The sequence below is a fragment of the Shewanella sp. UCD-KL21 genome, from assembly GCF_001957135.1.
GTDB lineage: Bacteria > Pseudomonadota > Gammaproteobacteria > Enterobacterales > Shewanellaceae > Shewanella.
Window position 1 is genome coordinate 65,969 of the sequence record NZ_MPHK01000015.1, and the last position, 12,220, is coordinate 78,188.

The 12,220-nt window shown below is 43.2% G+C and carries 14 protein-coding genes and 1 riboswitch; of the genes, 12 read left to right on the forward strand and 2 right to left on the reverse strand.

Annotation, left to right across the window (positions count from 1 at the left end; all coding sequences use genetic code 11):
- The first annotated feature begins 98 nt into the window (after window positions 1-98).
- From BM739_RS13870 to ybaK, 12 genes are all read left to right on the forward strand, one after another.
- The gene (locus tag BM739_RS13870) at window positions 99-785 is read left to right on the forward strand and encodes a histidine phosphatase family protein (RefSeq protein WP_076541609.1); all 687 of its coding nucleotides are present in this window, start codon (window positions 99-101) and stop codon (window positions 783-785) included.
- 191 nt (window positions 786-976) lie between these two features.
- Window positions 977-1,149: riboswitch (cobalamin riboswitch) on the forward strand.
- Between the two features lie 120 nt (window positions 1,150-1,269).
- Window positions 1,270-2,154 carry an ABC transporter ATP-binding protein gene (locus tag BM739_RS13875; protein WP_083698173.1) on the forward strand — a complete coding sequence of 295 codons (885 nt, stop codon included), beginning with the start codon at window positions 1,270-1,272 and terminating at the stop codon, window positions 2,152-2,154.
- A 41-nt stretch (window positions 2,155-2,195) separates the two neighbouring features.
- Window positions 2,196-3,293, forward strand: coding sequence for an iron ABC transporter permease (locus BM739_RS13880; protein WP_254843549.1), 1,098 nt, complete (start codon window positions 2,196-2,198; stop codon window positions 3,291-3,293).
- A 24-nt stretch (window positions 3,294-3,317) separates the two neighbouring features.
- Window positions 3,318-4,385: a nicotinate-nucleotide--dimethylbenzimidazole phosphoribosyltransferase gene (cobT, locus tag BM739_RS13885; RefSeq protein ID WP_076541611.1), complete on the forward strand. Its 1,068-nt coding sequence runs from the start codon at window positions 3,318-3,320 to the stop codon at window positions 4,383-4,385.
- Window positions 4,386-4,473: 88 nt separating this feature from the next.
- Window positions 4,474-5,322, forward strand: a complete 849-nt coding sequence (locus BM739_RS13890; RefSeq protein ID WP_083698175.1) for an adenosylcobinamide-GDP ribazoletransferase — start codon at window positions 4,474-4,476, stop codon at window positions 5,320-5,322.
- 51 nt (window positions 5,323-5,373) lie between these two features.
- Window positions 5,374-5,925 (forward strand): bifunctional adenosylcobinamide kinase/adenosylcobinamide-phosphate guanylyltransferase, encoded by a 552-nt coding sequence (gene cobU / locus BM739_RS13895; RefSeq protein ID WP_076541613.1) that lies wholly within the window; start codon window positions 5,374-5,376, stop codon window positions 5,923-5,925.
- Between the two features lie 224 nt (window positions 5,926-6,149).
- Window positions 6,150-7,670 carry a cobyric acid synthase gene (locus BM739_RS13900; RefSeq protein WP_076541694.1) on the forward strand — a complete coding sequence of 507 codons (1,521 nt, stop codon included), beginning with the start codon at window positions 6,150-6,152 and terminating at the stop codon, window positions 7,668-7,670.
- On the forward strand, window positions 7,667-8,314 hold the full coding sequence (gene cobO, locus BM739_RS13905) for a cob(I)yrinic acid a,c-diamide adenosyltransferase (RefSeq protein WP_076541615.1): 648 nt from the start codon (window positions 7,667-7,669) through the stop codon (window positions 8,312-8,314). Before BM739_RS13900 ends, cobO begins: the two co-directional genes overlap by 4 nt.
- A gap of 93 nt (window positions 8,315-8,407) precedes the next feature.
- The gene (locus BM739_RS13910; protein WP_076541617.1) at window positions 8,408-8,644 is read left to right on the forward strand and encodes a DUF1059 domain-containing protein; all 237 of its coding nucleotides are present in this window, start codon (window positions 8,408-8,410) and stop codon (window positions 8,642-8,644) included.
- 60 nt (window positions 8,645-8,704) lie between these two features.
- Complete coding sequence (locus BM739_RS13915; protein WP_076541619.1) at window positions 8,705-9,430, forward strand: Type 1 glutamine amidotransferase-like domain-containing protein; 726 nt, start codon at window positions 8,705-8,707, stop codon at window positions 9,428-9,430.
- A 1-nt stretch (window position 9,431) separates the two neighbouring features.
- The gene (locus BM739_RS13920; protein ID WP_076541621.1) at window positions 9,432-9,851 is read left to right on the forward strand and encodes a VOC family protein; all 420 of its coding nucleotides are present in this window, start codon (window positions 9,432-9,434) and stop codon (window positions 9,849-9,851) included.
- 48 nt (window positions 9,852-9,899) lie between these two features.
- A complete protein-coding gene (ybaK, locus tag BM739_RS13925; protein ID WP_076541623.1) occupies window positions 9,900-10,370 on the forward strand; it encodes a Cys-tRNA(Pro) deacylase in 471 nt (156 codons plus the stop codon).
- A 251-nt stretch (window positions 10,371-10,621) separates the two neighbouring features.
- Here the strand turns inward: ybaK and BM739_RS13930 are convergent, their stop codons facing one another.
- Window positions 10,622-11,644 (reverse strand): DUF4339 domain-containing protein, encoded by a 1,023-nt coding sequence (locus BM739_RS13930; RefSeq protein ID WP_076541625.1) that lies wholly within the window; start codon window positions 11,642-11,644, stop codon window positions 10,622-10,624.
- A 73-nt stretch (window positions 11,645-11,717) separates the two neighbouring features.
- Complete coding sequence (locus tag BM739_RS13935) at window positions 11,718-12,137, reverse strand: DUF4339 domain-containing protein (RefSeq protein ID WP_076541627.1); 420 nt, start codon at window positions 12,135-12,137, stop codon at window positions 11,718-11,720.
- Between the last annotated feature and the right edge of the window lie 83 nt (window positions 12,138-12,220).

The following is a 12,220-nucleotide window of genomic DNA, read 5'->3' on the forward strand; positions in this document are numbered from 1 at the left end:
ATAGACGTCCATAATACGTTTAAATCGATTGTAAGAGCAAGCCCATAGCTCACACTAAAAACACAAGCCAATTGAAACGGCTGATGGAGTCCCCTTAGATGAAGCAAGCTAAGATAATATTGTTACGCCATGGCCAATGTGAGGGCGGCAGTATTTTGCGGGGTAAAACTGATGTGGCGCTAACAGATTTGGGGTTAGCGAACATGCACCAGAGTGCGGCTAAGTTAGGGCTACTAGGCTGTTTGCCATCACTGCAGCTATACAGTTCGCCTTTAATGCGTTGCCACGCATTTGCCGCTGAATTAGCGCAGCAGTTAAATCAAGCCAGTGCTGACTTAGCTTTAAAGGTTGAGATAATGTCTCAATTACAGGAAATTGATTTTGGCTTGTGGGACGGCAAAAGCTTTACAGAGCTTTATCAGCATAGCGCTAAAGCGCTAGACGCTTATTGGGATAACCCTTGGGACAATGGCGCGCCCCAAGCTGAGCCTATGGCTGAATTTGAACAAAGAGTAGCGCAGGCTTTTGCGCAAATAACCCAGCAAGCTTATGACTTGGCTAAGGTTAATAATGAAGATGGCTCAGCATCAACCACGGCGCTGGTGGTGACCCACGGCGGGGTTATTCGCCACATTATCGCTTTGGTTTTAGGGCTTAACCGCTGCCAAGGGCTATATGGGCAACTGAATATTGATTATGCCGCCACGGTGACCATCGATGTGTTTTGGCCTGAAACTGACGATAAATCGACTAAAGCTGTGTATCGCTTAAACTGGCCGAGTTAATTTTAGGCTAAAATTTAATTGCTTATGGCGTGTGAAAGCGGCTCTGGTTATTGATTGCGGCTAAATTTAGCTGAAAAAACTAACTTCACTTAGGCAGATATACCGTACAATATAAGCCGCATTTATTAAGTGCGATAAAATTTCAAATTAAGTCAATTTAGCTGCTGCTAAATGCTTGTATTAACGGCGTTAAGCAACGTCAGCATCAAGCGGTTAGCTAAATGAGTAGGGAATCGAGAACTAGCCTAAAAGCTATTTAGCTCGAACTGTACCCGCAACTGTAAAATAGCATGCTATCACTTGTCAGCTCAGTGATGAAAGAATGCCATTAAGTCAGATACCTAGCTTAGTTTTTCTTGCTGGATTAACAGCACCCAACCACAACTTGAGCGGGTAACTCAGGTGGAGTTTGTATCGTGATCAGTACTAAAAGCCTAGATGTGGCAAAACATGCCCCGTGGATGACTGCAGGATCAGTAAGTTGATGACTGCGGCATTAACAGTTGATCAGCTAAGCTGGTCAGTTGCAGATAATGAGATCCTTTCTCAAGTCAGTTTTGCCCTGCAACAGGGTGAAATGCTAGGGCTTATTGGCCCGAATGGGGCCGGTAAATCCAGTTTACTGCGCTGCTTGTATCGTTATATCACCCCAGATGCAGGCAAAATCAGCTTATTTGGCGACAATATTGAGGGTTTTTCTCATAAAAAATTGGCCACTAAGGTTGCGGTGGTGCAGCAAGAGTCACCGCATTATTTTGATATGACCACCCATCAACTGGTTTCAATGGGCTTAACCCCCCATAAAGGCCTTTTTGAAACCAACACCCAAGCAGATGCAGATGATATTGCCAAGGCGCTGGCTAAAGTGGGTCTTGAGCACAAAGCCTTACAGCAATATGAGCAGTTATCTGGCGGTGAAAAACAGCGGGCATTAATTGCGCGGGCTATCGTGCAAAAGCCGCAGTTATTGATCCTTGATGAGCCCACTAATCATTTAGATATTCGTTATCAAATCCAAATTCTTGAGCTGGTTAGGCAGCTTGGCATTAGCGTGATTGCCTCTATTCACGATCTTAATTTAGCCAGCGCGGTGTGCGATAGATTGCTGTTACTTGATCAAGGTGAGTGCATCGCCCAAGGCCTACCAGATGAAGTGTTAACAGAAACCATTTTGGGTGAGGTATTTGATGTTTGCTGCCAAATATCACGTCACCCGCAACATGGAAAACCGTTAATTACCTATTTTTATGGTTATCAAAGTCATTATGACCATGCTAATCAAAGCACTTGTCAAAGCTCGCAGCAAAACGCTTATCCAAGCTCTGAGCAAAAGCATGGCCAATCAAAACACGGGCAGGGCGATAAATGACCGTCATTGATGCGCCTCAAGCTGTGAGCCGATCACTGCCAATGAGTTTAAGCCTTAAGCATAAGCTACTGCTGTTTGTTACTGCAATGGTGACCTTAATCACCCCTATAGCAGCAGCAAGTTTCGGCGCTGCTAATATCAGTTTTGAACAGGTCGTTAGCTTGTTTGCTAATTTGGCATTAGGCGTGGATGAAACAGACCGCTTAACTCAGCGGATTGTGTTTGAGCTGCGTTTTCCAAGAATTATTTTAGCCTTTGTGGCTGGGGCGGGCTTAGCGCTAGCGGGCAGCGTATTACAAACCGTAACACGTAACCCATTGGCAGACCCATATTTGTTTGGTATTAGTTCAGGGGCGTCATTTGGCGCAGTATTAGTGCTGAGTTTTTTTGGCAGCCAAGGCATAGTGCAACAATGGTTAGCAGAGTCTTCTAGTCAGTTTGCTGAAGTTATTGCTGCTTCAGGCTTTTTTAGCAACGATGCATGGTGGTCTTGGTCATCCCTTAGCTTACCCATTGGCGCTTTTATGGGGTCGAGCTTATCTGTGTTATTGGTATTAGGCTTGTCGGGTTTTGGCCGCGCCAGCCAAGTTGAGCGGATGCTATTGTCTGGGGTCGCCACCTCTTTCATGTTCGGCGCGCTAACCAGCTTGGTGTTGTATTTCTCAAGCCCTCAAGCGGCGGCGTCAGTGTTGTTTTGGAGTTTGGGCAGTTTTGCCAAAGCCAGCTGGACTGGGCTGGTGATCCCATCTGTGGTGGTGGTTTGCAGCATATTAATTATTTTAGCGTTTAAGCGTCAGGTGGTTGCTATTCAAGCCGGTGATGAAACCGCGCACTCCTTGGGCGTTAATGTCACCAAAATTCGCTTAGCCATGCTTATTTTATGTTCATTAATTACCGCCACCTTGGTGGCAAGTTGTGGCGGTATTGGCTTTGTCGGTTTGATGATCCCCCATACCGTGCGGCTGCTGTATCCTGGGCAACAGCCTATTATGATGACGGCATTAGTCGGCGGCATATTTATGGTATGGATTGATGTGTTAGCCCGTTGTTTATTAGGCAACCAAGAGTTGCCTGTAGGTATTATCACTGCCGCAATTGGTAGTGTATTTTTTCTTTTTGTATTACGTCATCGTCGATGAAATTGTAGTTTTGGAGAGTTTTAGATGTTTGCGGTAGATCCTGTTAGTCATAAATTTGATGATCAAATACAGCATAAAATTAATCAAAAAACCAAGCCGTTAGGGGCATTAGGCTTACTCGAAACCTTGGCTATGCAGATTGCGCAAGTGCAACTGTCGCCACAAGCTAATATGAAACCAAAGTACAATATTAGGCATAAGCTAAGTATTAATAAGCCGGCTATGTTGGTGTTTGCTGGCGATCATGGTATTGCTGCTCATGGGGTATCTATTGCCCCCAGTGAAGTCACCCAACAAATGGTGGCTAACTTTGCTAATGGCGGCGCGGCGATTAATGTTTTTTGTCGTCAAATGGGTTTAAACCTTGAAGTGATTGATTGCGGCATGTTGCAGCCAGTTGATGATCCACGTATTACTCAGCATCGTTTAGGCAATGGCACTCAAGCAATTCATCAAAAAGCGGCCATGAGTTTATTAGCGGTTAAAGATGGCTTTAGCTATGCAAGTGAAGTGGTGCAGCGTCACTATGATTCAGGTTGTAACCTGATTGCGCTTGGTGAAATGGGCATTGGCAATACCTCGTCAGCTGCGGCGATTATGGCCGCATTATTAGGCTTAGACATTAAAGAGTGTGTCGGCCGAGGTACGGGGATTGATGATAGTGCCTTTGCTCTTAAAACCGAGTTATTGGGGGTAGCGCTTAACCTACATAGAAGTAAATTTACCGATCCGGTTAATGTACTTGCCTGTGTTGGCGGCTTTGAAATTGTGCAAATGACAGGCGCTATTTTAGCGGCCGCTGAGAAAAAGATGCTGGTGGTTATTGATGGCTTTATTGCAACCGCAGCCGCATTAGCCGCAGTTAAATTACACCCAGATGTAAAAGATTACTTAATTTTTGCTCACCAATCAGATGAGCAAGGCCATATTAAAATGCTAGCCGCAATGGATGCTAAACCACTATTGCAATTAGGGTTTAGATTAGGCGAAGGTACAGGCGCCGCACTATCACTGCCAATCATTGAAGCGGCGGTGAACTTTTATAATGATATGGCTAGTTTTGAAAATGCGGGCGTAAAATCCGTGGTGTAATTGCGTTGTTAATCGAGAAGTAAATAACGCAGAAAATATTATCGCTGTGATAGGCAATTAGCTGTAATAGCCAATTAAAGGGAACGTCATGGAGCAACAGTCGTCATCGGAGGGGGCAAAAAATCAGTCTGATGAAACTGATTATCAAGCGCCTAAAAGTGGAAGTACACTAAAAAAACAACTGAATTTATTGCTTATTGCATTAAGCTTTTTTACTCGAATTCCGGTGCCATCTTGGGTTGAGTTTGACAGTGAAAAGCTTAATCAAGCTAGTCGTTATTTTGGCGTAATTGGGCTATTAGTTGGCAGCTTAAGCGCAGCGGTATTTTGGGCTAGTCAGTTTGTTTTGCCTAATGGCGTCGCAGTGATCTTGGCGATGATCACTGGCGTATTAATTACTGGAGGCTTTCATGAGGACGGCCTTGCTGATACCGCTGATGGCTTTGGTGGTGGCTGGAAAGTAGCTGACAAGCTGCGCATTATGAAAGATTCAAGAATAGGGACTTATGGCACCTTAGCCTTGGTACTTTGCCTGTTATTAAAGTGGCAATTGTTAGTCGAAATTGCCCTTTACAGCCCGATTAATGCGGTCATCGCGATTGTTGTAGCCCATGGTTTAAGCCGTGTGCTTGCAGGGAGCATTATCTTTTCAGGCCAATATGTTACTGAAGATGATGGCAGCAAATCAAAACCTCTGGCGCAGCATCAGCACATCAATGACCTATTGATCCTATGCTTAAGTGGCTTTGTGGTACTGGCCTGCTTAAACGGAGTAATCGCCTTTGGGTTGTTATTGCTATTAGTGTTATTACGACAAGTCTTGATATGGGGCGGCAATCGTCAAATTGGCGGCTATACCGGTGACACGTTAGGGGCCGCACAACAGATTGCTGAACTGGTTTGTTATGGCGCTATTTTAGTTATAGGTTTACATTAAGTTTTTGAAGAGTTTTTTAGCTTAGATGAATGTTAATAAAGGAAAAACTGCATGATCCATCTGGTTCTTGGTGGTGCCCGATCAGGTAAAAGCCGTTATGGTGAATCCCTTGCTGAGCCTTTTGCTTTGCAAGGGCATCGTTGCGTCTATATCGCCACTGCAACCGCACTTGATGATGAGATGGAGCAGCGAATTTTACGTCACAAACAAGATAGAGACGATTCAAATATTGATTGGGAGTTGATTGAAACACCCTTGGCTGTCGCTCATACCTTAGTAAAATATGACTCCCCGAATACGCTACTGTTTGTCGATTGCCTGACGCTGTATTTAACTAATCATTTAGTGGCCAGTGAAGAGACTCACCGTGATGGTGTTGATGATTTATGGCAACAGCAAAAGCAGGCGTTATTGGCATGTTTACCCACCCTTGAAGCGCAGGTGATATTGGTCAGTAATGAAGTCGGCTCGGGCATTGTGCCACTTGGGGAATTAAGCCGCCGTTTTGCCGATGAAGCCGGTTGGTTAAACCAAGACGTTGCCAAAATTGCTGACAAGGTCACCTTAGTGGTTGCAGGTTTGCCCGTTGAACTTAAACGCTAAGCGGGTGTTTAGGCTAATTCCTCACAACAAAGATCGGATATGCATTGATAAAAATGCCAATACGTTATTCACTTTCTCTAATATCACTGCATAGCTGTAACTGCTTAAATGACAGATAAAAATCAACCATGACTCAAACTAAAACTATAACTAAAACTAAAACTAGCGCTAACAATACGGCCAAATCTGCCCATAACTATCAAGCCGGAGCGGCTAAAACCTTAATGGTGCAAGGCACCACGTCAGATGCGGGTAAAAGCACCCTAGTTGCGGGTCTATGCCGGGTGTTTGCTCGTCAAGGTATTAAGGTCGCGCCATTTAAACCGCAAAATATGGCATTGAATAGCGCAGTTACCTTAGATGGTGGCGAAATTGGCCGCGCCCAAGCATTGCAAGCCGTGGCGTGTAAGCTTGAGCTGCATACGGATTTTAACCCTGTATTATTAAAGCCAAGCAGTGATACTGGCTCCCAAGTGATTATCCACGGTAAAGCCTTGACCACATTAGAGGCGAAAGCCTTTTTTGGCCCTGAAAGCCGTAACTATAAAAGCCTTGCTATGGATGCAGTATTACAGTCTTTTGAGCGCTTAACTCAGCAATATCAGCTGGTGGTCGTTGAAGGGGCTGGTAGCCCTGCAGAAATCAATTTGCGCGAAGGGGACATCGCCAATATGGGCTTTGCTGAAGCGGTCGATTGCCCTGTCATTATTATTGCCGATATCGATAAAGGTGGCGTATTTGCCCATCTTGTGGGCACCTTGGCACTGCTCAGTGAATCAGAGCAACAAAGAGTTAAAGGCTTTGTGATTAACCGCTTTCGCGGCGATATTAGCCTATTACAGTCTGGCATCGACTGGCTGGAAAACTACACCCAAAAACCGGTCTTTGGGGTCTTGCCTTACTTACATGACCTGCATTTAGATGCTGAAGATGCGCTGATTGACTCCCATGGGAAAGTCACGGGTTCGGAAAAGGACTTAGCCATTATCAATCATAAGCTCAAAGTGCTGGTGTTAGTTTTTCCAAGGATCAGTAATCATACTGACTTTGACCCTTTACGCTTGAATCCTTACATTGAGTTTCATTATCTTAGCCTGCAAACCCAAGCCAGTAATCCAGATTTCCCCAAAGTGGATTTAATCATATTACCAGGCAGTAAAAATGTCAGAGCAGATTTAGAATTTATGCGTCAACAAGGCTGGGATCTTGAGGTTAATAAGCACTTACGTTATGGCGGTAAAGTCATAGGCATTTGTGGTGGTTATCAAATGTTAGGCCAATATATTCATGACCCCGATGCCATTGAAGATGTTGCTGGCAGCAGTATAGGTTTAGGTCTACTGCCGATTGAAACCACACTGACGGCAGATAAAACCCTGTGTAAAGTAAGTGGTCACTTAGCGCTTAATGAAGCTAAAGCAGGTATTGAAGGTTATGAGATTCACTGCGGCGTAACTCAAAAACTGACTTCTGCAGAATTGCCTGAGCCCATCAGGCTCACATTACAGCAGAGTGATACGCAGTACGCAGAAGGCCTACTCAGTGATGATAACCAAATTTTGGCAACCTATGTTCATGGTTTATTTGATAGCCCAGATGCCTGTGAGCTTATATTGCAGTGGGCAGGGCTTGCTCAAGCCAAAAGCATTGATATAAACCAAATACGCGAACAACAATTAGAAAGATTAGCAGATGTGCTTGAAGCGCATTTAGATATGGATAAATTAACAGGAAGTCTCTCATGAGTGATAACGAAAACCAGAACGAAAACCAGAGCCAAACTAGTAATATCGATGCCACTAAAGCCGATCGCCATAAAGCGCGTCAGCAAAAAGTTAAACAAGGTGTCGATGCTAAAATTGCTGCCGCCCAAGATGAAAAAGGCATTTTGCTGGTACTGACGGGCAACGGTAAAGGTAAATCGACTTCAGGTTTTGGCTCAGTAGCCCGCGCTGTAGGTCATGGACACAAAGCCGCAGTGGTGCAATTTATCAAAGGCACTTGGGCCTGTGGCGAGCGTAATTTATTAGAAGGTGCAGGGGTTGAGTTTCATGTGATGGGCACTGGTTTTACTTGGGAAACCCAAGATAAAGAAAAAGACACCCAAGCGGCGATGGAAGCATGGATTGAAGCTGAAAAACTCTTACAAGATGAATCGGTAAATTTAGTGTTATTAGATGAGTTAACTTATATGGTGAGCTATCACTACATAGAGGTTGAGCGCGTACTTAATGCGTTAAAAAATCGCCCAGCCATGCAACATGTTATCATTACCGGCCGTGCCTGCCATCGTGAAATCATTGAACTTGCCGATACAGTGTCCGAAGTTCAACCGATAAAACACGCTTTTAATGATGGCATTAAAGCGCAGCTAGGGTTTGATTATTAATCAAATTTATTTGTTACTGATCCCTTGGTAACATTATGTAAGCCTAAGTGCTCAATACAATAGAAATTTAATGAATTAAAAAGAGAGATAATAATGAAAACAATGACCTGTAAACAACTTGGTGGTGCTTGTGATCAAGTGTTCCATGCTGAGACATTTGAAGAAATGGCCGCGCAAAGTAAAATGCATGCAATGGCGATGTTTCAGCAGCAGGATGCGCCACATATGTTAGTGATGTCGCAAATGGCGCATTTGATGCAAGATCCTGCAGCGATGCAGCAGTTTATGGACGAGAAAAGAAAGCAATTTGATGCCTTGGCGGAAGATTAACCCGTCTAGCTAATCGACTGAAATTAAGAATGGAAAACAGTAAAAGGACTTACAAGATCAATGAAATTAGCATTATTAAGTGATGGAACCTCAATAGCATCCCAGCAAGCGATAGCAGCTGTTGTGGCGTCATTATCGATAGCTGAAAAGCAAGCTGGTGTCGTTTATATTGCCTCTGAGCCTGATGCTCAGCGAAGCTATTTTTCACCCGTAGCTGCGATGTTTAAGGGCCTAGGGTTTGATAAGGTAAGCTATATTGATCTTGAAGATGGTTATACCACCGAGTCGGAGCATATGTTACGTCAAGCTGGGCTGGTATATTTATCCGGTGGCGATACTTATCGTTTCCTATACTGGTTAAAGCAGCGCGGGGTAGATAAGTTACTCTATCAATTGGCACAGGGTGATATGAGTCAAGATGCTCCAGTAATAGATCGTCTTGGGATTGATCGTCCTGTAAAACACAGTGCAGGAAGGAGCACTGCGATAATCGGTATCAGTGCTGGGGCAATGATAATGACCTCATCAATTGATTCCGCCCCCTTGTGCGGTGATACTAATCAAGTGGGGTTAGTGGATACCAGCGCTTTAGCCTTAGTGCCATTTTTGTATGTACCGCACATATCGCCGACAGATATTGATGACACACAGTCACAAGCGCAGTTTAAGTCACTGTCATTAGCTAAACAGCAAGCATTGCTGTGTTGCTCAGATAATGATGCCGTTGTGCTGATAAACAATCAATTGACTGAGTTTGGCGCGCCAACGTGGATTAATCGGAGCTAATATGTCTGTTTATAATGAGCCAACTCTTAGTCAAGCCAGCCCCAAACTAACTCGGGTTGACCATATTCATATTTATGTCAGGGATAGAGCAAAGGCATTCGCTTGGTATCAACAAGTGTTGGGTTTTAAGCTGGTCGAAGCGTTAGCCTTTTGGAGTCAAGGCGACGGCCCCTTGACTATCGAGCATGGTGAGATCCATTTAGCGCTTTTTGAAAGTATTAAGCCAAAATTTACCACAGTCGCTTTTGGGGTAGATGCTAAAAATTACCAGTTGTGGAAACAAAAACTTGCCGAGAATCAGATAAAATATACTGAAAGCGATCATGAAGTTACCTGGTCAATTTACTTTGCTGATCCCGATGGCAATCCTTTTGAAATTACCAGTTTTGAATATCAACAGATCACAGATACCAACAGCTAAAAGATCACAGTATGAGCTGGTCTTATTTACGGATTTATTAAAGACACTATGACCCCAGCGATTAATACCCTTAAAAAACATAAAACGCCTCACACTATCTATGAATATGAGCATGATAGTAATGCTCAGTCCTATGGTGATGAAGCGGTAGAGAAACTTGGCGTGTCAGCGAGCCAAGTGTTTAAGACCTTAGTTGTTACAATAGACGGCAAGGAATTAGCCGTTGCGGTTGTGCCCATGACATCAATGTTGAGTCTTAAATTACTTGCTAAAGCTCTTGGTGGTAAAAAAGCGGTGATGGCGGATAAAGCGCTAGCGGAGAAAACCACAGGTTATGTTTTTGGTGGAGTGAGCCCATTAGGACAAAAACGGCGTTTAAAAACAGTTATAGACGCCTCTGCCAAGGCGCTTAATAGTATGTATGTGAGCGCGGGGCGCAGGGGCTTAGAAATCTCATTGGCGCCAGCAGATTTGCAAACGCTCACTCAAGCAACCTTTGCCAACATATGCAGTGAGTAATATCCAGGTGGCATTGATAAGGCGATTGTAGCAGCGAGCGAACATTTTTGTTTTCGATTACAGCAGTAATCATCACAAATGATCAACTCGAAAGTTGAGCTGCTGAATGCAGCTGTGAGCCAGTTCTGTTACGACTATTCCAACGTACTCTATTCAATAAAAAATGGCCTATTTAATAAATAGGCCATTTTGATATTCAATTCGGAGCAACTATCAGCAGTTAAGCATCATTACCTTAGAGGCTGTAAATGTTAAGACGCAATGTAATGTGTACGTCTTCTACGACGTCTCATTCTGGCTTCTTTTTCATCTTCAGTTTCTACAACTTCTTCTTTTTTATCAGTAGCTTTATTATCATTGCTGTTAGCATTCGTTGATTTCACCAGCTGATCTGCATCATCCGGCGTTTCTGACTTTTTTGGCGGTGTCTTAGGATCCCCCTTGAAGACAGATTTGAAGATATTACTCACGCCAGATAGACCAGCCGCTTTTTCTTCAGCTTCAGATTGAGTATCTTCAGCGATGTCTTCAGAGAATTCTATTTTATCAATTTTTGCTTTAGCTTTTTTAGGTGCAACGGCAACAGGATCTAACGATTTCTTTGCTGTCAGTTCTGAGTTGTTGACGTCTTCAACTGCTGACATCATGCTTTCAGCAAGTGCTTTTTGAATTTGATCACTGATTGCAGATACATTATCAACAGATAAAGCTGCCGAACTTACAGCTGCATCTTTAGCTACAGGAGCTGCGGTAACGGCTTTAGTGTTGGTGCCGCTTTCAGCAAGCCGTTTGTTGACTCGTTGATTAAATTCAGTAACAGCTTCATTAACTTCAGTTTTAGCAATTGATAACGCACTAACTAACTCATCAAATGAGTTTTGTAGCGAATTATATTTGTTTTCAAAAGGACTAATATTATTTTTAACTTCATCGTTTAGATTATTCGTTAATTTTTTATAATTAGTAATTTCTTGTTCAAACTCAAGTAGGTAGGCCTTGGTAGAAATAACGCTTTCTTCCATGGTCAGTATTTTTGTTTGTAATGCTTTATCTTTAGCTGCAAATTCCGCTATTAATGCTTGAGGTATTTCAGCTGGTGGTGTCACCTTTGGAACAAAGGCGGCAAATTCGGGAATGCTGCCTGCAGGTTTCCATTGTGTAAATGATGGGTGCCATCCATAACAGTTACCATCACTGAGTAAAAATTCTTTTGCTTCAACTTCTGTAAATGGCCCAGTTATTTTGCCATTTTTGGAAAAAAACCATTTTTTCATAATCGTATTCTTAATTTTTTAGTTATAAACAAATGTTATATGCAAATCAGAGTAATAAGGTTCCTTTACTCAATCAGTTAACACCAGTAAGAGTCTTCTGTAATGCAGCATATTGCTCATTAACGCTTTTTAACGTTGCTTCTACTTTATCGTTTAAATCTTTGGTGGTTTGTTTAAAGCGATTGGTGTCGCGATCAATATCTGCCATAGAAGCACTGATTGTTTGAATCGTATTATCTATTCGGCCTAGCGCAGCATTTAGCTCACGCTCTTTAGCGGTGAAATGCTCAATCAGTTGCTGGGGGATTTCCGCCGGTGCAGGTGGTGGAGAACCAATAACATCGAACTCTTCAATATCACTTACAGGAACCCACTGCGCATAAGAGGGATGCCAAGCATAAACATTTGGATTTGACGCAATAAACTTATTTGATTCTGCCAGCCTTAATGGTCCGCTGATCTCACCATCATTTGAGAAATACCACTCTTTCATAGTCCACTTTTTTCCTTAAATAGTGCAGTAAGCCAAAGTTTTATTAATTTAATCAACAGCTTGTAGGAGGCTAAAATTTATAA